Consider the following 21,729-nt stretch of genomic DNA (forward strand, 5'->3'; position numbering starts at 1 on the left):
CGCTCTCACGCCCCCTGCGGCGCGATCAGCAGCACCTTGCCGATGTGGCCGCTGTCCTCCAGGACCTGGTGGGCGGTGGCGGCGTCCGGCATGGGGAGTTCGCGGTCGATGACCGGGCGCAGCCGGCCGCCGGAGAAGAGGGGCCAGACGTGTTCGCGTACGGCCGCGACGATGGCCGCCTTCTCCTCCAGCGGACGGGCCCGCAGGGACGTCGCGCTGATCGCGGCGCGCTTGGTGAGCAGCGCGCCGATGTTCAACTCGCCCTTGACGCCGCCCTGCATGCCGATGATCGCGAGCCGGCCGTTGACAGCGAGGGCCTTGACGTTGCGCTCCAGGTACTTGGCGCCCATGTTGTCGAGGATGACGTCGGCCCCGGCGCCGTCCGTGGCCTTCCTGATCTCCTCGACGAAGTCCTGCTCGCGGTAGTTGACCAGGATGTCGGCGCCCAGTTCGGCGCACCGGTCCAGCTTCTCCTGGGTGCCGGCCGTGACGGCGACCCTGGCACCGACGGCCTTGGCGAGCTGGATCGCCATGGTGCCGATGCCGCTGGAGCCGCCGTGCACGAGCAGGGTCTCGCCCGGGCGCAGGTGGGCGATCATGAAGACGTTCGACCAGACGGTGCAGGTCACCTCGGGCAGCGCCGCGGCCTGCCGCAGCCCGACGCCCTCGGGCACGGGCAGCAGCTGTCCGGCCGGGACCACCACCTTCTCGGCGTAACCGCCGCCGGAGAGCAGCGCGCACACCTCGTCGCCCACGCTCCAGCCGGAGACGCCGGTGCCGATCCCGGCGATCCGCCCGGAGCACTCCAGGCCGGGGTAGGGGGGCGTGCCGGGCGGCGGGTCGTAGAAGCCCTGCCGCTGCAGGATGTCGGCCCGGTTGACGGCACCGGCCGTCACCTCGAGCAGGACCTCGCCCTCGCCGGGCACGGGATCCGGGACCTCGTCCCAGACCAGCGCCTCGGGCCCACCGGGTTCGGGAATCGTGATCGCATACATGACTGGGACGGTACTCCTCGGTCGCCGGACGGAGTCCGCTCCTCCCCCGGTCGGTTCCCCCTCTACGTCATTGGTCCGGTTCTGGCGAAAATCCATATGCGGGACCGATGAGTTTGCGCGACCGTAAAGGTCTCCCCATGCGTAGCCCACGTACTCGGAAGGACCCGAAGCATGAGCACGCAGACGTCCGGCCTGGCGATCGAGACCGCGGGCCTGGTGAAGACGTTCGGCGAGACCAGGGCCGTCGACGGAGTCGACCTGTCCGTGCCCGCGGGCACGGTCTACGGCGTCCTCGGCCCGAACGGCGCCGGCAAGACCACCACCGTGAAAATGCTCGCCACACTCCTGCGGCCGGACGGCGGCGAAGCGCATGTCTTCGGCCACGACATCGTCCGCGAGGCGGACGAGGTGCGTGCCCGGGTGAGCCTCACCGGCCAGTACGCGTCGGTGGACGAGGACCTCACCGGCACCGAGAACCTGGTCCTGCTGGGCCGGCTGCTCGGTCACCACAAGAAGGCCGCCCGGGACCGCGCCGCCCAGCTTCTGGAGGCCTTCGGGCTGACGGAGGCCGCCGCGAAGCAGGTCAAGCACTACTCGGGCGGTATGCGGCGCCGCATCGACATCGCCGCGTCCATCCTCAGCACCCCCGACCTGCTGTTCCTCGACGAGCCGACGACGGGCCTCGATCCGCGCAGCCGCAACCAGGTGTGGGACATCGTGCGCGCCGTGGTCGCCCAGGGCACCACCGTGCTGCTGACCACGCAGTATCTGGACGAGGCCGACCAGCTGGCGTCCCGGATCGCCGTCATCGACCGCGGCCGGGTGATCGCCGAGGGCACCAAGGGCGAGCTGAAGTCGTCCGTCGGCGCCGGATCGGTCCATCTACGGCTGAGAGATCCGGATCAACGGGTCGTCGCGGCCGAGCTGCTGCGCCGGACCCTCGACGCGAAGGTGCAGCTGGAGCACGACCCGGTGGCCCTGACCGCCCGTCTCGGTACGGCGGCGAGCGACGACAGCGCGGCCCAGCAGGCGTCCCGCGCGCTGAGCGAGCTGTCCACGGCCGGGATCACCGTCGACAACTTCTCGCTGGGCCAGCCCAGCCTGGACGAGGTCTTCCTCGCCCTCACCGGGCACGACACACACGCCCCGGACCGCAAGGCCGGCTCCCCCTCCCACGACCCGAAGGACGAGGTGGCGGCATGAGCACCACGACGACCACCGAGGCCAAGGAACTCGCCCCGGTCAGCACCGAGTCCCTCGCGGCCCTGCTCATCGCCAAGGAGCGGCCCTCGCGGCCCAGTGCGTGGTCGGCCTCGATGACCTTCGGCTGGCGGGCGATCCTCAAGATCAAGCATGTGCCGGAGCAGCTCTTCGACGTCACGGCGTTCCCGATCATGATGGTGCTGATGTACACGTACCTGTTCGGCGGGGCGCTGGCCGGCTCGCCGGAGGAGTACATCCAGTTCCTGCTGCCGGGCATCCTCGTGATGTCGGTCGTGATGATCACGATGTACACGGGTGTCTCGGTCAACACGGACATCGAGAAGGGCGTCTTCGACCGGTTCCGCACGCTGCCGATCTGGCGGCCGTCGACCATGGTCGGCTATCTGCTCGGCGACGCCCTGCGGTACACGATCGCGTCGGTCGTGATGCTCACCGTCGGCATGATCCTGGGCTACCGGCCGGACGGCGGGATCGCCGGTGTGCTCGCCGGGATCGCCCTGCTGGTGCTCTTCTCGTTCGCGTTCTCGTGGATCTGGACGATGTTCGGGCTGATGCTGCGCACCGAGAAGTCGGTGATGGGCGTCAGCATGATGGTGATCTTCCCGCTCACCTTCCTGTCCAATGTGTTCGTCGACCCGACGACCATGCCGGGCTGGCTCCAGGCCTTCGTGAACAACAGCCCCATCACCCATCTGGCGTCGGCGGTGCGCGGCCTGATGGCCGGCGACTGGCCGGCCGACGAGGTCGCCTGGTCGCTGGGCTGGGCCGGACTGTTCGTGCTGGTCTTCGGGCCGATCACGATGCGGTTGTACAACCGGAAGTGATGCGGCTGTACAACCGGACGTAGCCCGGCCCGCCCGGGCGGTCAGTTGCGGGGCATCGGCGGCATCGGACGGATGTCGGGGGCGACCTGGGTCGCCGGTGTCTTCCGCACGATCGTGATGAGCCGGTCGGTCAGCTCCAGCGTCCCGATGGCCGGATCGTCGTAGCCGAGCACCCGGTGGCCGCGTATGACACTGACCACCAGATCGGCGGTCTCGCGCGGCTTCTTGCCCACCTCGGCCTTGACGACCGGCCGTTCGACCAGGTCGAGGCCGCTGCCCTGCTGGATGAGGTCCTCCATCACCATGCCGGCGGAGGGACTGAGCACGGAGAGGCCCAGCAACCGGCCGGCGGCGCTGGCGCTGGTGATGACCGCGTCGGCGCCGGACTGCTTGAGCAGCGGCGCGTTCTCCTCCTCGCGCACCGCGGCCACGATCTTCGCCCCGCGGTTGAGCTGCCGGGCCGTCAGCGTCACCAGCACCGCGGTGTCGTCGCGCTGGGTCGCGATGATGATCTGGCGCGCCTTGTGCACCTCGGCCCGCTTCAGCACCTCGCTGCGGGTGGCGTCCCCGACGATGCCCGCGTAGCCCTCGGCGGTCGCGGCGTCGACGACCTTGGAACTGGGGTCGACCACGACGACCTGTTCCTTCTTCAGGCCCGTCGCGCAGACGGTCCGGATCGCCGACCTGCCCTTCGTGCCGAAGCCGATGACGACGGTGTGATCTCGCAACGCGGACCTCCAGCGGGTCAGTCGCCACTCATCGCGGGTGCGTTCGGTGAGCGCCTCGAGGGTGGTGCCGACCAGGATGATCAGAAACAGCACGCGCAGGGGCGTGATGACGAGGATGTTCGTGAGCCGGGCGGCATCGCTCGCGGGGGTGATGTCACCGTAGCCCGTGGTGGAGAGCGTGACGGTGGCGTAGTAGAAGGAGTCGAGAAGGTCGACACCGCCGCCGGCGTTGTCGTTGTAACCGTCACGGTCGGCGTAGACGACCAGCGCGGTGATGACGAGCACCAGCAGTGCCACGGACAGCCGCTTGGCGACCTGGCGGAACGGGTGCTCCACCACGGTCCTCGGGAGTTTCACCCGTTGGGTCACCAACTGCTCGTCCGCCTGGCGGGCGATCGCGTCCTGGCCCGGAAGTTTCACGTGAAACACACTCCGATTCCTGCGGACGCCCAGGGCAGATCCAACAGTTCCGCCTCCTGCCCCGGCCGGGCGCCACCCGGGGGCACGACGGCCAGCGCGTCGGCCGCCGCGACACCGCGCAGCATGGCCGGGCCGTTGTAGTGCAGCGGCACGGCCTGGTCGCCGCGCAGGACGACGGGCACGAGCCGGGTGTCGTGCGGGTGCCCGTGCACGGCGTCCCTGAGCGGCAGCGTGTACGGCTCCGGGGCCGGGCGGGCCGCGAGGGTCCGCAGCAGCGGCTCGGCGAGCGTCAGCAGCCCGGAGACGGCGGCGAGCGGGTTGCCCGGCAGCCCGACGAGGTGCTGGGTCTCCGAGATGCGGGCCAGCAGCATGGGATGGCCGGGGCGCACCTTCACGCCGTCCACGAGGAGTTCGGCCCCGATACGGCGCAGGGTGGGGTGGACATGGTCGACGGGGCCCGCGGCGGTGCCGCCGGTGGTGACGATGACATCGGCGTCCGACGAGGTCACCGCCTTGCGCAGGGCGTAGGCGTCGTCGCGGACGCGTCGTACGACGGTGACCTCGGCGCCGAGCGCGCGCAGCCAGGGCGGCAGCATCGGGCCGAGCGCGTCCCGGATCAGACCGTCGTGCGGCAGCCCCTCGGTGAGCAACTCATCGCCCAGGACGAGGACTTCGACGCGGGCCCGGGGGACGGCGGTGACCGTGTCGTATCCGGCCGCCGCGGCGAGCCCGAGGACGGCCGGGGTGACGAGGGTGCCGACGGGCAGGAGCTGGTCGCCGGTGCGGCATTCCTGGCCCCGGGGGCGGATGTCCTGGCCGGGGGCGACGCCCCGGGTCGCGTGCAGTCGGCCCTTGTCGTCGGTGCGGCCGTGCTCGCTGCGCAGGACGGCCGTGGTGTCCGCGGGGATACGGGCGCCGGTGGCGATCCGGACGGCCTCGCCGTCGGTCAGGGGCGCCTGCGCGTTGTGCCCGGCCAGGACGCCCTCCTCCCGTACGTCCCAGGGGGCGGGCCCGGCTACCGCCCAGCCGTCCATCGCGGAGGTGTCGAAGGAAGGCAGGTCGGTGAGGGCGTCGAGGGGGGTGGCCAGGGTGAGGCCGAGGGCGGCGTCGAGCGGCACGGAGACGGGCTCGCGATGGGCGGCCCGGCCGGCGCTCCGGGCGGCGCGCTCGGCGATGTCCCGGGCCTGTGGCCAGGGGGTGGCCCGGTGCCGGGTGTCCGGCTGCCGGGGGGTCGGGGTGCTGTCCTTCTCACCTCGTGCGGCCGGGTCGGGCTGGGGGGTGCCGTTGCTGTTGTTCACGAGGGCGAGCACCTCCTCGACGTCGAGGTCTTCGGCGTCCTCACCGGTGCGGGTGCCGCGCGGGGTCATCCGGCGTCCGGGCGGGTGTCGGGCGTGGCGTCGGGCGTCGCGTCGGGGGCGACGCCCGGCCGGTCGCCCGGGGCTTTCCGGGCTTCCGGTGCTTCGGAGGCTTCGGGGGCTTCGGGGGCTCCGGTGGCTCCGGTGGCTTCCGGTGCTTCGGGGGCTCTCGGGGTGTTCTCCTCCGCCCAGCGGGCGGCGAGGGCGACGGCCTTGCGGGAGGCTTCGGAGACCGCCTCGGGGCCCCCGCCGGCCCGCGCGGCCGCGTAGCCGACGAGGAAGGTGGTCAGTGGCGCGGCGGGCCTGGCCACACCGTGGGCGGCGTCGCGGGCGAGGTCGAGCAGCTCTTTCACATCGACGTCGAGGTCGATCCCCAGCTCGTCCTTGACCGCGGAAATCCATTCATCCAACACGTGCCCATGCTCCCTGATGCGTGCCCTGGCGGAGGCGATGTCGTCCCAGGTGTCGCAGTCGAAGGACGCGACGGGATCGGAGATGCGGGTGAGGTCCAGCTCGGCGGTGAGACGCCGCAGGGGAAGTCCGTGCGGAGAGCCGTGCCGCTCGGCGAGCAGGGCGAGCGTCTCGCGCAGCCGCCGGGTGCGGTAGGCGGCGACGAGCGGCTGGTCGCGGCCGTCGGGGTCGGTCAGCAGCACGCCGTCGGCGGCGCTCCCCCGCAGCGTGTCCAGCAGCCGTCCGACGGTCCGCTCCTGAAGGAACGGCAGGTCGGCGGAGAGCACCACGACATGCTCCGCCGTGGTGTGCCGGAGTCCGGCGTCGAGCGCGGCGAGCGGTCCGCCGCCGGGCGGGTCCTCGCGTGCCCAGGTCACGGGCCGTGCCGTCGGCCGGGGCGCGGCGACGACGACGGTGGTGCGGGCGTCGCCGCACGCGGCGAGCACCCGGTCGAGCAGGGCCCGCCCGCCGACGCGCACCCCGGGTTTGTCCGCGCCCCCGAGGCGCCGGGCGGCACCGCCGGCGAGCACGACGGCGTCGTGGGCGGCGGGAGGCTCGTACGGGGTCACCCCCCGAGTATGCGTGCCCCCGCGATCACATGGAACGCGGGGGAAGGGACGCGATCACCGGGAACGGCCGCGCGCCGGAGAGGAATCAGAGCGTCCGCAGCAGCACCGCCGGTTGTTCCACGCAGTCCGCGACGTAGCGCAGGAAGCCGCCCGCCGTGCCGCCGTCGCACACCCGGTGGTCGAAGGTGAGCGAGAGCTGGACGACCTGGCGCACGGCCAGCTCGCCCTCGTGCACCCACGGCTTGGGGACGATGCGGCCGACGCCGAGCATGGCGGCCTCGGGGTGGTTGATGATCGGGGTGGAGCCGTCGACGCCGAAGACGCCGTAGTTGTTCAACGTGAAGGTCCCGCCGGTGAGTTCGCCGGGGGTCAGCTTTCCGGTCCGGCCCGCCTCGGTCAGCCGGGCGAACTCCGCGGTCAGCGACTCGGCGTCCCGCGCGTGCGCGTCCCTGACCACCGGGACGACGAGCCCTCGGTCGGTCTGCGCCGCGAAGCCCAGATGCACGTGGTCGAACTGGACGACCTCCCTGGCCTCGGCGTCCACGGTGGAGTTGAGCTCGGGGAAGCGGGCGAGGGCCGCGGTGCTGATCCGGGCCAGCAGGGCCAGGAGGGAGATCTTCGGCCCGCCCGCCGCGTTCATGGCGGTCCGGGCCCGCATCAGCTCAGTGGCGTCGGCGTCGACCCAGCAGGTCGCGTCGGGGATCTCGCGGCGGCTGCGGGACAGCTTGTCGGCGACGGCGCCGCGCATGCCCTTGAGGGGCGTACGGATCTCGCCCGGGGCGGCTGTCGTGGCGGGCCGGGGCTCGGGGGCCGCCGCCGTCGTCGGGGCGGGGCGGGGCGCGGCGCGCAGGGCGTACTCCACGTCCGCCCGCAGGATCAGCCCGTCGGGCCCGGAGCCGGTCAGCTCCCGCAGGTCGAGGCCGTTCTGCCGGGCCAGCCTGCGGACCAGGGGCGAGATCACGGGGAGGGGGCCGTCCTCGGCCTCGGGGACACTCGCCCGCCCGTTCACCGCCGGCGCGGGGGCCGCAGCGCTCACCCGGTCCTGCCGCACCCTGCGTCGCCGCGCGGGTGCCTCGGAGGTGCCGTATCCGACGAGGACGTTCCCCGAGCCCTCGCTCCCGGCCTCGTCCGCAACGCCGCCGGAGGGGGCCCGTTCCCCCACGGCCACCGTGATCAGCGGCGCCCCGACGGGCAGTTCCGTGCCCTCCTCGCCGAAGCGGGCCGTGACCACACCGCCGTAGGGGCAGGGCACCTCGACCATGGCCTTGGCCGTCTCTACCTCGACGACCGGCTGGTCGATGGCGACGACGTCGCCGATCTCCACCAGCCAGCGCACGATCTCCGCCTCGGTGAGCCCCTCACCGAGGTCGGGCAGCTTGAACTCCAGCACCTGTGCCATCAGCTCTCGGCCTCCCACTGCAGACGCCCCACGGCGTCCAGGATCCGGTCCACACCGGGCAGGTGGTGGCGCTCCAGCATCGGCGGCGGATACGGGACGTCGAACCCGGCGACGCGCAGCACCGGCGCCTCCAGGTGGTGGAAGCAGCGCTCCGAGACCCGGGCCGCGATCTCCCCGCCCGGGCCCCCGAAGGAACCCGACTCGTGGACGACGACCGCGCGTCCCGTCCGCCGCACCGAGGCGCACACCGTCTCGTCGTCGAACGGCACCAGGGAGCGCAGATCGACGACTTCGAGGTCCCAGCCCTCGGCCCGGGCCGCCTCGGCCGCCTCCATGCAGACGGGTACGGACGGCCCGTACGTGATGAGCGTGGCGCTCCGGCCCGAGCGCCGCACCACCGCGCGGCCTATCGGCTCAACGGGCGCCGGCTCCTCGGGGTTCCAGGAGTCCTTCGACCAGTACAGCCGCTTCGGCTCCAGGACGACCACGGGGTCGTCGGAGGCGATGGCGGCGCGCAGCAGGCCGTAGGCGTCGGCGACGGTGGCGGGTGTGACCACATGGAGCCCCGGAGTCGCCATGTAGTACGCCTCGGAGGAGTCGCTGTGGTGCTCCACGCCGCCGATGCCGCCGCCGTAGGGGACGCGGATGGTGATCGGCAGGGGCATCTTGCCGCGGGTGCGGTTGCGCATCCGGGCCACGTGCGAGATGAGCTGCTCGAACGCCGGATAGGCGAACGCGTCGAACTGCATCTCCACGACCGGCCTGAGGCCGTACATCGCCATGCCGACTGCGGTGCCGAGGATGCCCGCCTCGGCGAGCGGGGTGTCCGTGCAGCGGTCCTCGCCGAACTCCTTGGCGAGTCCGTCGGTGACGCGGAAGACGCCGCCGAGGGTGCCGACGTCCTCGCCCATGACGTGCACGGCGGGGTCGGCGGCCATGGCGTCGCGCAGGGCGCGCGTGAGGGCCTGCGCCATGGTGGCCGGTTTGACGGCGACGGTGGTCATCGGTGCGTGTCCCCTTCCGGCCCGGTCTCGGCCTCGGCCGCCAGTTCGGCCCGGAGCTGGTCCCGCTGCTCGCGCAGTTGCGGGGTGGGCTCGGCGTAGACGTGGGTGAACAGGTCCATCGGGTCGAGCGCCGGGTCCTGGTTCATGTGCGCGCGCAGCTCGGCGGCCATCGCCTCGGCGGCGTCCCGGGCGGCCTGCTTTCCGGCCTCGTCGAGCAGTCCGCGGCCGGTCAGCTCCCGCTCCAGCAGCTCGATCGGGTCGTGCTCGCGCCAGGTCTCGACCTCGGCGTCACCGCGGTAGCGGGTCGCGTCGTCGGCGTTGGTGTGGGCGTCGACGCGGTAGGTGATCGCCTCGACCAGCGTGGGACCGCCGCCCGCGCGGGCGTGCCGTACGGCGTCGGAGAGCACCTCGTGCACGGCCGCGGCGTCGTTGCCGTCGACCAGGCGGCCGGGCATGCCGTAGCCGACGGCCTTGTGGGCCAGCGACGGGGCCGCGGTCTGCTTGGCGAGCGGGACGGAGATCGCGAAGCCGTTGTTCTGCACCAGGAAGACCACCGGGGCCTGCCAGACGGCGGCGAAGTTCAGCGCCTCGTGGAAGTCGCCCTCGCTGGTGCCGCCGTCGCCGACCATGGCCAGCGCGACCACGTCGTCGCCCTTGAGGCGGGCGGCGTGCGCGAGGCCCACGGCGTGCGGCAGCTGTGTGGCGAGCGGGGTGCACAGGGGGGCGACCCGGTGCTCGTAGGGGTCGTAGCCGGTGTGCCAGTCGCCGCGCAGCAGCGTGAGCGCCTCGACGGGGTCCACCCCGCGGGCCACCACGGCGAGGGTGTCGCGGTAGCTCGGGAAGAGCCAGTCCCGCTCCTGAAGGACCATCGCGGCGGCGACCTCGCAGGCCTCCTGGCCGGTGGTGGAGGGGTAGACGGCCAGACGGCCCTGCTTGGTGAGAGCGGTGGCCTGCGCGTTGTAGCGGCGGCCCCGGACCAGCTGCGCGTACAGCGTCCGCAGCAAGTCCGGGTCGGCCTTCGCGGCGGCCTCGGTGCCGAGGACGCGGTACGGCTCGGCGTCGGGCAGCAGCGGCGCGGGATCCATGCGGGGCTGCCAGGCGGGCGGCGGGGTGGGCCGGTAAGCGCCCCGCTGCTCCATGACCGTCATGACGGCACCTCCTCGTGGGAGCGGCTACGGAAGGCGCGTCGGCTGTGACCCGCCTCACCTACCGATTGTTCGGTCGACGGCACAATTTGGCTATGGGTGGCCCCAGGCTGTGGACAAACGGTTCTCCACAGCCTGTGATGGACGCAGTACGTCCATGGTAGGGAGGTCGGCGCAGGTGGCATCTGAACAAATGGCCGAAGGACAGGACGTCGGCGGTGTGCTGCCGCCGCCGCGGCCCCTGGACGCCATAGATCAGGACATCCTGCGCATGCTCCAGGCGGACGGCCGCGCCTCGATACGGTCGGTCGCCGAACGGGTGCACGTCTCGCGCGCCAACGCCTACGCCCGCATCAACCGTCTCGTCGAGGACGGTGTCATCCGCGGCTTCGGCGCCCGCGTCGACCACCAGCGGGCCGGTCAGGGGACGTCCGCGTACATCACGCTGAAGATCGTGCAGAACTCCTGGCGCACGGTGCGCGAGGAGCTCAGAGAGCTGCCGGGCGCCTCCCACATCGCCCTGGTGGGCGGGGACTTCGACGTGCTGCTGCTGGTGCACGTCTCCGACAACCGGTCCCTGCGCGAACTGGTGCTGACCCGCCTCCAGGCGATCCCGCAGGTGCTCAGCACCCGCACGCTGCTGGTGTTCGAGGAGGAGGACCTGGAGCCGCAGGGCTGAGGCTCAGGCGGCCTTCCGGAGCCCTCCGAACGCCAGCCGCACCACCGCGTCGGCCACCTCGCGCTCGTTCATGCCGCGCCCGTCGGGCCGGTACCACTCCACGATCGAGTTGATCATTCCGAAGACCAGCCTGGTCACCAGCCGGACCTCTATGTCGCCGCGCACATCCCCGTCCGCGGCCGCCGCCTTGATCAGGTCGGCCACCCGGTGGTCGAAGTCGCGCCGCCGCTCCAGGGCCCACCGCTCGGTGTCCGTGTTGCCGCGCACCCGCAGCAGCAGGGTCACGTAGGGCAGCTCGGCTATGAGCACCTCGACCATGCGCCGCACGACGTACTCCAGGCGCTCGGCGGACCGCCCCACGCGCGCGTGCTCCTCGTCGAGGATCCCGAAGAGGCCGTCCAGGGCCCGGCTCACGGCGCGGCGCAGCAACTCCTCCTTGCCGGCGACGTGGTGGTATATCGACGACTTGGAGATACCGGCCGCCTTGGAGAGGTGCTCCATGGAGGTGCCGTCGTAGCCGCGCTCGTTGAACACCTGGACGGCGACGGACAGCAGGGTGTCCGGGGTGTATGTGTCGCGCTTGGCGGTGGTCATGAGGCTGGGCCCTCCCGCTTGTCGGAGGCGTGGGCGTGGCGGTACAGCGCGAGGGACGGCGTGTAGCGCCCCGAGGGGTCGCGCATGTGCAGATCGTCCAGCAGCGCGTAGGCCCAGTAGCGGCCGAGTTTCCGGCTCCACTCGAAGGGGCCCAGGGGGTAGTTGACGCCGAGGCGCATCGCGGTGTCGATGTCCTCCTCGGTGGCCACACCCTTGGCGACCGCGTCGTGCGCCAGGTCGATGATCCGCGCGACCGTACGCGCGACGATCATGCCGGGGACGTCGCCGATGAGGCTGACCCGCTTGCCCATCGCCTGGAACAGGCCGATGGCCTCGGCGAGGGTCTGTGGGGAGGTGTCCTGGGAGGCGGACAGGGCGATCCGGGTGGCCTTGCGGTAGTCGAGGGCGAGGTCGAAGTAGACGACGTCCCGGAACTCCACCGAGGTCTGCCCGTCGGCGAGGGCGAGCTGGCCGCCGCTCGGCAGCACCATGCGGGTGCCGTTGTCGTCGTCCTCCTCGCGGACCGGGATGCCCGCCTCACGGGCCATCGCGAGCAGGTCGGACGCCGGACCCAGGTCGCCCTCGGCGACGACGTACGCCGGCGGCTGCCGCCGCTCCGCCGTGTCCGGATCGGGGCGCTCGGCGCCGTCCTGGTGGTCGTACCAGCCCTGGCCGGTCTTGCGGCCCAGCCGGCCGGACTCGACCAGGCGCCGCTGGGCGAGGGACGGCGTGAAGCGCACGTCCTGGAAGAAGGACTCCCAGACCGACCGCGTCACCGACTCGTTGACGTCCTGGCCGATCAGGTCGGTCAGCTCGAACGCGCCCATCCGGAAGCCGCCCGACTCGCGCAGCACGGCGTCGATGGTGGCCGGGTCGGCGCCCTGCGCCTCGTACACCGCGAAGGCCTCGGCGTAGAAGGGCCGGGCGATGCGGTTGACGATGAAGCCGGGGGTGTCCGCGCAGGCGACCGGCGTCTTGCCCCAGGCACGGGCGGTCTCGTACGCGCGCGTGGCCGACGAGACGTCGGTGGCGAACCCGGAGACGACCTCGACCAGCGGCAGCAGCGGCGCCGGGTTGAAGAAGTGCAGGCCGACGAAGCGGCCGGGGGAGCGCAGGGCGCCGCCGATGGCGGTGACGGACAGGGACGAGGTGTTGGTGGCGAGCAGGCAGTCGTCGGCGACGATGCCCTCCAGCTCGCGGAACAGGTCCTGCTTGACGTCCAGCCGCTCCAGGACCGCCTCGACGACCAGGACGCAGTCCGCCAGCTCGGCGAGGGCCTCGGCGGGCAGCAGCCGGGCGCGGGCGGCGTCCCGGTCGGCGGCGGTGAGCCGCTCCTTCTCGACGAGCCGGTCCAGGCGCGCGCCGATCTCGTCGGCGGCCTCCCGGGCCCGCCCGGGGACGGTGTCGTACAGCCGTACCGGATGGCCCGCGACCAGCGCGACCTGGGCGATTCCCTGGCCCATGGTGCCGGTGCCGACGACGGCCACGGGGCTGCTGAGGTCGAGTGCTGTCATGTGCGCGATCCTCCCGCACGGGGTTTTCCACAGATGCGGCGGACCCCCTTGAGCCGACCGATCGTTCGGTTACTCTAGCTGTGTCCGAGTGTTCCTGCCCAGGTTTCTGCCCAGGTCATGAACTCGACGAAGAGTTCTTGAGACGAGGAGATGGTCACCCATGACCGCCGCACTCTCGGCGCACGAGCTGATCGCCCGGCACCGGTCCACCCTCGACCAGGCGCTGGAAGCGATCCGCACGCGCGCCTACTGGTCCCCGCACCCCGAGCACCCCAAGGCCTACGGGGAGCACGGCAGCCTGGACGCCGCGGCGGGCAAGGCCGCCTTCGACGCCCTGCTCGGCTCCCGCCTCGACCTGGGCCAGCCCGGCACCGACGACTGGGTGGGCGGCGAGACCTCCCCGTACGGCCTCGACCTCGGCGTGACGTACCCGCACGCGGACCTCGACGTGCTGCTGCCCGCCATGAAGGCCGGACAGCGGGCCTGGCGCGACGCGGGCGCGGAGCAGCGCGCGGTGGTCTGCCTGGAGATCCTCAAGCGCGTCAGCGACCGCACCCACGAGTTCGCGCACGCGGTCATGCACACCTCCGGCCAGGCCTTCATGATGGCGTTCCAGGCGGGCGGGCCGCACGCGCAGGACCGCGGCATGGAGGCCGTGGCGTACGCGTACGTGGAGCAGGTGCGCACCCCCGACAACGCCGAGTGGACCAAGCCCCAGGGCAAGCGCGACCCGCTGGCCCTGACCAAGCAGTTCACGCCGGTCCCACGCGGCATCGCCCTGGTGATCGGCTGCAACACCTTCCCGACGTGGAACGGCTACCCGGGCCTGTTCGCCTCCCTCGCCACGGGCAACGCGGTGCTGGTCAAGCCCCACCCGCGCGCGGTGCTGCCGCTCGCGCTCACGGTGCGGGTCGCGCGCGAGGTGCTCGCCGAGACCGGCTTCGACCCGAACCTGGTCGCGCTGGCCGCCGAGCGCCCCGGCGAGGGCATCGCCAAGACCCTGGCGACGCGCCCCGAGATCCGGATCATCGACTACACGGGCTCGACCGAGTTCGGCGACTGGCTGGAGGCCCACGCCCGCCAGGCGCAGGTCTACACGGAGAAGGCCGGCGTCAACACCGTCGTCGTCCACTCCACGGCCGACTACAAGGGCATGCTCTCCAACCTGGCGTTCTCGCTGTCCCTGTACAGCGGCCAGATGTGCACGACCCCGCAGAACCTCCTCGTCCCCCGGGAGGGCATCTCCACCGACCAGGGCCCCAAGTCCTACGACGAGGTGGTCGCCGACCTCGCCAAGTCGGTCGACGGCCTGCTCGGCGACGACGCCCGGGCGAACGCGCTGCTCGGGGCGATCGTCACCCCGGACGTGAAGGCCCGTCTGGAGGCCGCGGCCGGTCTCGGCGAGGTCGCCCTGGCGTCCCGGGAGATCACCAACCCGGACTTCCCGGGGGCGGTCGTCCGCACCCCGGTGATCGTGAAGCTGGACGGGGCCAAGCCGGACGACGAGGCCGCGTACATGAGCGAGTGCTTCGGGCCGGTGTCCTTCGCCGTCGCCGTCGACTCGGCCTCCGACGCGGTGGAGTTGCTGCGGCGGACCGTCCGGGAGAAGGGTGCGATGACGGTCGGGGCGTACACGACCGACCCGGAGGTCGAGCGGGATGTGCGGGAGGCCTGTCTGGAGGAGGCGGCGCAGTTGTCGCTGAATCTGACGGGTGGGGTGTATGTGAACCAGACGGCGGCGTTCTCCGACTTCCATGGGTCGGGCGGGAATCCGGCGGCGAGCGCGGCTCTGTGTGACGGGGCGTTCGTGGCCAACCGGTTCAGGGTTGTCGAGGTGCGGCGGGAGGCCTAAAGACTTCCGCAGCTCCAGTGGTACAGCGTCATCGCCACACTCGTCGCCAAGTTGTAGCTGCTGACCTGCGGACGCATCGGCAGGGACAGCAAATGGTCGGCACGCGCGCGGAGTTCCGGTGACAGGCCCGTGCGTTCCGAGCCGAACGCGAGGACGGCGTCGTCCGGGAGCTTGATGCCCCGGATGTCGTCGCCCTCGGGGTCGAGGGCGAACAGCGGGCCGGGTGGGAGGTCGGGGACCTCCAGCCGTTCCACCGCCGTAGCGAAGTGCAGGCCCGCGCCGCCGCGCACGACCGTGGGATGCCAGGGGTCGACCGTCCCGGTCGTCACCACACCCGTCGCGCCGAAGCCGGCGGCCAGCCGGATCACCGCCCCCGCGTTGCCGAGGTTGCGCGGGTTGTCGAGGACCACGACCGGGGTGGTGCGCGGCGAGTGCGCCAGCCGCGCGAGGTTGGACTCGCGCGAGGGACGCACGGCGAGCGCGGCCACGGCGGTGGGGTGCGGGCGCGGCACCAACGACGCGTACGTCTCGTGCGGCACCTCCATGAGCAGCGCGCCCAGCGCGTCCCGTACGTCCGGGGCCAGCTCGTCGGCGAGGGCGAGCGCCGCCGCCCGGTCGGCGGTGACCGCCACCGGCACCTCGGCGCCGAACCGCACCGCGTGCTTGAGGGCATGGAAGCCGTCGAGCAGGACGGTGCTGCCGGCGAGCCGGTGCCAGACGGTCACGGGGTCGGTCATGCCCCGAAGCCTACGTGCGTGTCCCGGGAGCCCTCGGGGGCGTGCTGTTCGGGCACGGGCACGCGCCCGCCCCGCCGGCGCGGCAGCCGGTCACGCGCGCGGGCCGCCCCGCCGCCCAGTCGGCGCAGGAAGGACGTCGGCAGGAACACCGCGTCCGTCGCGATCATCGCCAGCGAGAAGAACGGCAGACCGAGGACAACGGCAATCACGGCGTGCTCGATGATCATGAGCGCCAGCAGGACGTTCTTCACCCGCCGGTTGAACAGCGTGAACGGGAAGGCGACCTGCACGAGGACCGTCCCGTAGGTCACGAGCATCACCATCGTGCCGCTGGAGGCCAGCAGGTCGGCGAGGGCCGGCCAGGGCGAGAAGTACTCCAGGTGGAGCGGGTAGTAGACGGCCGTGCCGTCCTGCCAGCGGGAGCCCTGGATCTTGTACCAGCCGGCCGTCGCGTAGATCAGGCACGCCTCGGCCATGATCACGAGCAGGGCGCCGTTGTGCACGATGTTGGCGACGACGTCGAGCAGGATCCGCGGTTCGCCGGACTTCACACGGCGCCCGGCCAGCCACCACAGGGCCTGCGCCACCCACACGGTCCACAGCAGCACGGGTATCAGCAGGTCGTCGCCGTCCATCCGCCCGGCCAGGGTCGCCGCGAGCAGCACGGCCCCGAGCACGACCCACAGGGCCGGGCCGGTCCGGTCCGTGATCCGCTCGCCGCGCGCGGCGGCGTCCCGGGCGCGCGCGGCCCGCCGGGCGTCCAGCGACCACACCTGGGCGCAGCGCGTGAAGACCAGGTAGATCGACATCAGGTGCAGCACGTTGTCGCCGCCGTCGCCCATGAAGACGCTGCGGTTCTGGAGCGACAGCACCCCGACCATGAACAGCACCGACATGGTGCGGGTGCGCCAGCCCAGCAGCAGCAGGACGCCGGACAGGATCGCGAGCGCGTAGACGAACTCGAACCAGAGCCGCCCGTCCGACCACATCAGGGTGGTGAAGGCCTTGTTGTTCCCGATGAGCTGCTCGGCGAGACCCCAGCTCCAGGGCCCGTCGGGACCGTAGAGCTCATGGCGGTGGGGCAGCTCGCGCAGCAGGAACAGCAGCCAGGTCGCGCTGAAGCCGATACGGATCACGGCCGTCTGGTACGGGCCGAGGGCGGCCTCGGTGACCCGGGCGATGCCGCGCGAGACGGCCAGCGAGAAGCGGTTCACCGCACGCCTCCCCGGGCCTCGTCCCGCGGCACCGGCCACCAGGGCAGCTCCCGGTAGGACGGCGTCGTGGACACCTTCTCCCGGCTCCACTTCGGCGGGGGCACATTGGTGGTGCGGGAGCGGACCTGGACGCGCTCGATCACGCCGCCGTCCCCGGCCGAGGCGCCCGCCGCGTCGTCGCGGTCGAGGCGCATGACCACGATCCGGCGCAGATACGACTCGGAGAGCGAGCCGCGCAGGCCCACCGGGCGGCTCTCGCTGTCGTGCGTCGCGGTGAAGAAGTCCCAGGCGCGGCGCAGCTCGTTCTGCTGGGTGTGGCTGGGCAGCAGATTGCCGTCGATGGCCCGGCCGTCCTCGGCGGACAGGTCGTACCAGCCGGTACTCAGCCTCTCGCCGTCCGCGCCGCGCACCTCGGCGCGGGCCTGGATCGAGATGTTCTGCTGGAGCGGGTTCGGGGCGAAGAGCTTCCAGTTCTGCTCGAACTCCGGATAGATCCAGTCGTCCACGGCCCGGCCGTGCTCCTTGGTGACCGTGTTCGCCGGCGCGACATGCAGGAACGTCATCGCGATGTGCACACAGACCCCGATCGCGACGACCGCGAGCGCCAGCGCGACACCGATCTGGTACGGGAGGGAGAGCGCGGCGATGCCGGAGCGCGGCGGGTCGGGCGGACCCGGCTCGGCGAGCCCCGACGGGCCGGGCGGGCCGTCCGGCCCGTGCCGGGCGTTCGAGCCCTCGTCGTACGCGTCCAATTCCGCCCCGTTCCAGATCCCGGTCCCTCGTACCGCCCGCACAACGCCGCGCGGCGTCGGCACGGGCACGGTACTCAGGCCACCCACCCCGGCACAGCCCCTGTCCGCCGGTCCCGGCCGTGGCCGTCACCACACTGCGGAGCCGACCGCGCGGAAGCCGACCGTACGGCAGGAGTGACACCCTACGGCGCCCGCCCGTACACCCATTCCCTTCTTCTAGAACCTGTTCTATCTTGACGCCCCGTCAGCTCAACGGGATCGGCCCGGAAGGACAGGCACCGTGGACTTCACCTTCACCGAGGAGCAGCAGGCGGCGGCCGAGGCGGCGAAGGGCGTGTTCGCCGGGGTCGCCCCGGACGCCGTGCCCAGCCCCGCCCTCGCCCCCGGCGCTGTCGCCGACACCCACGACCGCGCCCTGTGGGCCCGGCTCGCCGACGCGGACCTGCTGAGCCTGCTGCTCGACGAGCGGTACGGCGGAGCCGGACTGGACGCCATCGCGCTCTGCCTGGTGCTGCGGGAGTCGGCGCGGGTGCTGGCCAGGGTGCCGCTGCTGGAGAGCGGCGCGGCGGCGGCCGCCGTCCAGGCCTTCGGGAGTGACGAGGCGAAGTCCGCCCTGCTCGCCCGGGCCGGCCGGGGCGAGATCGTGCTGACCGTCGCCGCGCACGGCCGCACCGGCCACGACCCGGCCGAGCTGGCCGTGACCGCACGGCAGGACGGCGGGTCCTGGGTGCTGGACGGGGTGCAGACGGCCGTGCCGTGGGCCTACGACGCGGACGTCACGGTCGTACCCGCCCACACCGCGACCGGCCGGACCGTCCTGGCCCTGGTGCCGCGCGACCACCCCGGGGCCGTCCTCGCCGAGCAGTTCTCCACCAGCGGTGAGCGCCTCGGCGAGCTGCGGCTGGAGTCGGCCCGGCTCACCGCCCGGGACGTCATCGACGCCGACGGGGCGTGGGAGTGGCTGCGGAACCTGCTGGCCACCGGGACGTGCGCGCTGGCCCTCGGGCTCGGGGAGCGCGTGCTGCGGATGACCGCGGAGTACACGGGCAAGCGGGAGCAGTTCGGCTTCCCGATCGCCACCTTCCAAGCCGTCGCCGTACAGGCCGCCGACCGCTACATCGACCTGCGCGCGATGGAGGCCACGCTGTGGCAGGCCGCGTGGCGGATCGCCTCGGGGTCACCGGGCGCGCTGCCCGCCGCCGGTGATGTCGCCGTCGCCAAGATCTGGGCGGCGGAGGGCGTACGCCGGGTCGTGCAGACCGCGCAGCATCTGCACGGCGGGTTCGGCGCCGACGTCGACTACCCCCTGCACCGCTACCACGCCTGGGCCAAGCACCTGGAGCTGTCGCTCGGCCCGGCCGCGGCACACGAGGAGGCCCTGGGCGACCTGCTGGCGGCACATCCGCTGGCCTGAACGCCCGGAGAAACCTGAACGCCCGAGGAAAGAGGCGCTAGAGGACGAACCCCGACTGCCCGTCGTCCGTCACCACGGGACGGCCCGCCGCCTCCCACACCTGCATGCCGCCGTCGACGTTCACCGCGTCGACGCCCTGCTGGGCCAGGTACATCGTGACCTGGGCGGACCGGCCGCCGGAGCGGCAGATCACATGGACGCGGCCGTCCTGCGGGGCGGCCTCGGTCAGCTCGCCGTACCGGGCGACGAACTCGCTGATGGGGATGTGCAGCGCCCCTTCGGCGTGACCGGCCTTCCACTCGTCGTCCTCCCGGACGTCCAGCAGGAAGTCGCCGTCCTTGAGGTCAGCGACCCCGACCGTGGGCACACCAGCTCCAAAACTCATACGTCCGACGCTACCCGACCCGCCCCACGGGCCGGACGGGACGCGGCTCAGCCCTCGCCGAGCAGCGTGGCCAGCTCCGACTCCCGCTCGGTGACCTGGGTGCGCAGCTGCTGACCGATCTCGTCCAGGAGCCGGTCCGGGTCGTCCGGGGCGAGCTGGAGCATGTGGCCGATGGCGCTCTCCTCCAGCTCCTTGGCGAGCAGGGCGAGCAGTTCCTTGCGCTGGGCGAGCCACTCCAGGCGGTTGTAGAGCTCCTCGGCGCGGCTCGGGCCCCGCTTCAGCTCCGGTCCCTTGGCCCACTCCTCGGCGAGCTCGCGCAGCTCCGCCGCGTCGCCGCGGGCGTAGGCGGCGTTGACCCGGGTGATGAACTCCTCGCGCCGCTCGCGCTCCTTCTCCTCCTGGGCCAGGTCAGGGTGCGCCTTGCGGGCCAGGTCCCGGTAGAGCTTGCGGGCCTCCTCGCTGGGGCGGACCCGCTGCGGGGGCCGGACCGCCTGGTCCGTGAGCATCGCCACGGCCTCCGGGAAGAGGCCGCTGTCGTCCATCCAGCCGTTCAGCAGCTCCTCGACGCCGGGGATCGGCGCCAGCCGCGATCTGGCCTCCTCCGCGCGCCGCAGATCGTCGGGGTCGCCGCTGCGGGCGGCCCTGGCCTCCAGGATCCGGGCGTCCAGGTCCTCGAGCCGGGCGTACAGCGGGCCGAGCTTCTGTTCGTGCAGCCGGGAGAAGTTCTCGATCTCGACGCGGAAGGTCTCCACCGCGATCTCGTACTCGATCAACGCCTGCTCGGCGGCCCGCACGGCCCGCTCGAGCCGCTCCTCGGGCCGCGCGGCGTCACCTTCGGCGTGGGCCGCGTCGCCCTCGGGCGTCACCCGTTCCTCATCGGCGCCGCCACCGCCCTGCTCAGCTTCCGGGGTCGTCACCCGACCAGCCTAGGCCACACCTCACCCCGGGCGGCCACGCGCCGGAAGCACCTCAGGGGTCACACCCCCAGCTCCGCGGCGACCTTCCCCGCCCGCACCCCCTCGACCAGCTCCGCGTGATCCGCCTCGGTACGGTCCGCGTAGGCCACGGCGAACCCGGCCATCGCCTCGTCCAGCTCCTCGCTCTTGCCGCAGTACCCGGCGATGAGGCGAGGATCGGCGCTGTGGGCATGGGCCCGGGCCAGGAGCGCGCCGGTCATCCGGCCGTAGTCGTCCATCTGGTCGGGAGCCAGCTCGGCCGGATCGACGCTGCCCTTGCGGTTGCGGAACTGGCGGACCTGGAAGGGGAGGCCGTCGACCGTCGTCCAGCCCAGCAGGCTGTCGCTGACGACCTGCATCCGCTTCTGGCCCCGCACGACCCGCCGGCCCTCGTGCACGGCCTGAGGCGCCTCGAAACCGGCCGTCGCCAGATGCGGCACCAGCGCCGAGGACCGCGCCTCCTTCACCTGGAGGACCAGCGGCTCGCCCCGGTGGTCCAGGAGCAGCACGACGTAGGACCGGGTGCCGACGCTGCCGGTGCCGACGACGCGGAACGCCACATCGTGCACCGCGTACCGGGCGAGGAGCGGCAGGCGGTCCTCCGGCAGGGTGCCGATGTACTCCTCCAGGGAGGCGGCGACCGCCGCGGCCTCCGCGTCCGAGACGCGCCGCAGCACCGGCGGGGCGTCGACGAACCGGCGCCCTCCGCCCGGCGTGGCCTGCGTCGACTTCGCGGCGAAACGGCCGCTCGTGTTGTGGCGGGCCTTCTCGGAGACCCGCTCCAGGGTGCCGAGCAGGTCATGGGCGTCCGCGTGGGAGACGAGTTCCTCGTCCGCGATGGCGTTCCACGCGTCCAGGACCGGGAGCTTGGCCAGCAGCCGCATGGTGCGGCGGTAGGCGCCGACCGCGTCGTACGCGGCCTTGCGGCACCGGTCCTCGTCCGCTCCGGCCTCCCGGCCCGCGAGCACCAGGGAGGCCGCGAGGCGCTTGAGGTCCCACTCCCAGGGGCCGTGCACCGTTTCGTCGAAGTCGTTCAGATCCATGACGAGGCCGCCGCGCGCGTCGGCGTACAGACCGAAGTTGGCCGCGTGGGCGTCGCCGCAGATCTGGGCGCGGATCCGGGTCATGGGGGTGCGCGCCAGGTCGTAGGCCATGAGGCCGGCCGCTCCGCGCAGGAACGCGAACGGGGTGGCGGCCATGCGGCCGACGCGGATCGGGGTGAGCTCGGGGAGCCTGCCGCGGCCCGACTCCTCGACCGCGCTCACCGCGTCGGGGCGGGAGGCGTCCAGGTCGAGAACGGCGTGCGCGCCGCGCTGGACCCGCTTGCGCAGGGCCTTGCCCTCGTCCTTGGGCGACCCCGCGGACGGCCACTCGGCGAAGCCGCGCACCCGCGGAAGCCGACGGTCCGCCCCGTCCTCCGCCATGCTCTCGGAACCCACACCGGCCCTGGTCATCCCAACCGCCTCCCCCGCACGCGCACGAACATCAACTCGTGCCGACCGTACATCCGGGCGGCTGA

General features: G+C 72.5%; 20 protein-coding genes. 5 read left to right on the top strand and 15 right to left on the bottom strand.

Annotated features, from left to right (window positions below):
- Window positions 1-5 precede the first annotated feature (5 nt).
- Window positions 6-995 carry an NAD(P)H-quinone oxidoreductase gene (locus NNW99_RS18455; RefSeq protein WP_215120245.1) on the bottom strand — a complete coding sequence of 330 codons (990 nt, stop codon included), beginning with the start codon at window positions 993-995 and terminating at the stop codon, window positions 6-8.
- A gap of 171 nt (window positions 996-1,166) precedes the next feature.
- Between NNW99_RS18455 and NNW99_RS18460 the strand changes: the two genes are divergently transcribed.
- Window positions 1,167-2,198 (top strand): ATP-binding cassette domain-containing protein, encoded by a 1,032-nt coding sequence (locus tag NNW99_RS18460; protein WP_215120246.1) that lies wholly within the window; start codon window positions 1,167-1,169, stop codon window positions 2,196-2,198.
- Window positions 2,195-3,043, top strand: a complete 849-nt coding sequence (locus tag NNW99_RS18465; RefSeq protein ID WP_215120247.1) for an ABC transporter permease — start codon at window positions 2,195-2,197, stop codon at window positions 3,041-3,043. The genes NNW99_RS18460 and NNW99_RS18465 overlap by 4 nt, the downstream gene beginning before the upstream one ends.
- Before the next feature lie 41 nt (window positions 3,044-3,084).
- On the opposite strand, the gene NNW99_RS18470 is transcribed toward NNW99_RS18465, so the two are convergent.
- The 6 genes from NNW99_RS18470 to pdhA form a co-directional block, all read right to left on the bottom strand.
- Complete coding sequence (locus NNW99_RS18470) at window positions 3,085-4,191, bottom strand: TrkA family potassium uptake protein (protein ID WP_215120248.1); 1,107 nt, start codon at window positions 4,189-4,191, stop codon at window positions 3,085-3,087.
- Complete coding sequence (locus NNW99_RS18475) at window positions 4,188-5,558, bottom strand: molybdopterin molybdotransferase MoeA (RefSeq protein WP_215120249.1); 1,371 nt, start codon at window positions 5,556-5,558, stop codon at window positions 4,188-4,190. The genes NNW99_RS18470 and NNW99_RS18475 overlap by 4 nt, the downstream gene beginning before the upstream one ends.
- On the bottom strand, window positions 5,555-6,565 hold the full coding sequence (locus NNW99_RS18480) for an NTP transferase domain-containing protein (RefSeq protein WP_215120250.1): 1,011 nt from the start codon (window positions 6,563-6,565) through the stop codon (window positions 5,555-5,557). The genes NNW99_RS18475 and NNW99_RS18480 overlap by 4 nt, the downstream gene beginning before the upstream one ends.
- Before the next feature lie 85 nt (window positions 6,566-6,650).
- Window positions 6,651-7,964 carry a dihydrolipoamide acetyltransferase family protein gene (locus NNW99_RS18485; RefSeq protein WP_215120251.1) on the bottom strand — a complete coding sequence of 438 codons (1,314 nt, stop codon included), beginning with the start codon at window positions 7,962-7,964 and terminating at the stop codon, window positions 6,651-6,653.
- Window positions 7,964-8,968 (bottom strand): alpha-ketoacid dehydrogenase subunit beta, encoded by a 1,005-nt coding sequence (locus tag NNW99_RS18490; RefSeq protein ID WP_215120252.1) that lies wholly within the window; start codon window positions 8,966-8,968, stop codon window positions 7,964-7,966. Before NNW99_RS18490 ends, NNW99_RS18485 begins: the two co-directional genes overlap by 1 nt.
- Window positions 8,965-10,116, bottom strand: a complete 1,152-nt coding sequence (gene pdhA, locus NNW99_RS18495; protein WP_215120253.1) for a pyruvate dehydrogenase (acetyl-transferring) E1 component subunit alpha — start codon at window positions 10,114-10,116, stop codon at window positions 8,965-8,967. Before pdhA ends, NNW99_RS18490 begins: the two co-directional genes overlap by 4 nt.
- Window positions 10,117-10,306: 190 nt before the next feature.
- On the opposite strand from pdhA, the gene NNW99_RS18500 reads away from it, so the two are divergent.
- Complete coding sequence (locus NNW99_RS18500) at window positions 10,307-10,792, top strand: Lrp/AsnC family transcriptional regulator (protein WP_215124340.1); 486 nt, start codon at window positions 10,307-10,309, stop codon at window positions 10,790-10,792.
- 3 nt (window positions 10,793-10,795) lie between these two features.
- On the opposite strand, the gene NNW99_RS18505 is transcribed toward NNW99_RS18500, so the two are convergent.
- Both NNW99_RS18505 and NNW99_RS18510 read right to left on the bottom strand, forming a co-directional pair.
- A complete protein-coding gene (locus tag NNW99_RS18505; RefSeq protein ID WP_215120254.1) occupies window positions 10,796-11,386 on the bottom strand; it encodes a TetR/AcrR family transcriptional regulator in 591 nt (196 codons plus the stop codon).
- A complete protein-coding gene (locus NNW99_RS18510) occupies window positions 11,383-12,900 on the bottom strand; it encodes a 3-hydroxyacyl-CoA dehydrogenase (protein ID WP_215120255.1) in 1,518 nt (505 codons plus the stop codon). Before NNW99_RS18510 ends, NNW99_RS18505 begins: the two co-directional genes overlap by 4 nt.
- Window positions 12,901-13,060: 160 nt before the next feature.
- On the opposite strand from NNW99_RS18510, the gene paaN reads away from it, so the two are divergent.
- On the top strand, window positions 13,061-14,752 hold the full coding sequence (gene paaN / locus NNW99_RS18515; protein ID WP_215120256.1) for a phenylacetic acid degradation protein PaaN: 1,692 nt from the start codon (window positions 13,061-13,063) through the stop codon (window positions 14,750-14,752).
- On the opposite strand, the gene NNW99_RS18520 is transcribed toward paaN, so the two are convergent.
- From NNW99_RS18520 to NNW99_RS18530, 3 genes are read right to left on the bottom strand one after another with little or no spacing between them, the layout of a single operon-like run.
- Window positions 14,749-15,489, bottom strand: coding sequence for an RNA methyltransferase (locus NNW99_RS18520; protein WP_215120257.1), 741 nt, complete (start codon window positions 15,487-15,489; stop codon window positions 14,749-14,751). The two genes, paaN and NNW99_RS18520, sit on opposite strands and share 4 nt — an antisense overlap.
- On the bottom strand, window positions 15,486-16,703 hold the full coding sequence (locus tag NNW99_RS18525; protein WP_215120258.1) for an HTTM domain-containing protein: 1,218 nt from the start codon (window positions 16,701-16,703) through the stop codon (window positions 15,486-15,488). The genes NNW99_RS18520 and NNW99_RS18525 overlap by 4 nt, the downstream gene beginning before the upstream one ends.
- Window positions 16,700-17,455: a DUF5819 family protein gene (locus NNW99_RS18530; protein ID WP_215124341.1), complete on the bottom strand. Its 756-nt coding sequence runs from the start codon at window positions 17,453-17,455 to the stop codon at window positions 16,700-16,702. Before NNW99_RS18530 ends, NNW99_RS18525 begins: the two co-directional genes overlap by 4 nt.
- 280 nt (window positions 17,456-17,735) lie before the next feature.
- On the opposite strand from NNW99_RS18530, the gene NNW99_RS18535 reads away from it, so the two are divergent.
- Window positions 17,736-18,869, top strand: a complete 1,134-nt coding sequence (locus NNW99_RS18535) for an acyl-CoA dehydrogenase family protein (RefSeq protein WP_215120259.1) — start codon at window positions 17,736-17,738, stop codon at window positions 18,867-18,869.
- A 37-nt stretch (window positions 18,870-18,906) separates the two neighbouring features.
- Here the strand turns inward: NNW99_RS18535 and NNW99_RS18540 are convergent, their stop codons facing one another.
- The 3 genes from NNW99_RS18540 to NNW99_RS18550 form a co-directional block, all read right to left on the bottom strand.
- A complete protein-coding gene (locus NNW99_RS18540; RefSeq protein WP_215124342.1) occupies window positions 18,907-19,236 on the bottom strand; it encodes a rhodanese-like domain-containing protein in 330 nt (109 codons plus the stop codon).
- Window positions 19,237-19,301: 65 nt separating this feature from the next.
- Window positions 19,302-20,171 (bottom strand): hypothetical protein, encoded by an 870-nt coding sequence (locus tag NNW99_RS18545; protein WP_370869143.1) that lies wholly within the window; start codon window positions 20,169-20,171, stop codon window positions 19,302-19,304.
- Between the two features lie 59 nt (window positions 20,172-20,230).
- On the bottom strand, window positions 20,231-21,664 hold the full coding sequence (locus NNW99_RS18550) for a DUF2252 domain-containing protein (protein ID WP_215120260.1): 1,434 nt from the start codon (window positions 21,662-21,664) through the stop codon (window positions 20,231-20,233).
- Window positions 21,665-21,729 lie beyond the last annotated feature (65 nt).

This window comes from Streptomyces sp. CRCS-T-1 (assembly GCF_024442335.1).
Taxonomy (GTDB): Bacteria; Actinomycetota; Actinomycetes; order Streptomycetales; family Streptomycetaceae; genus Streptomyces; species Streptomyces koelreuteriae.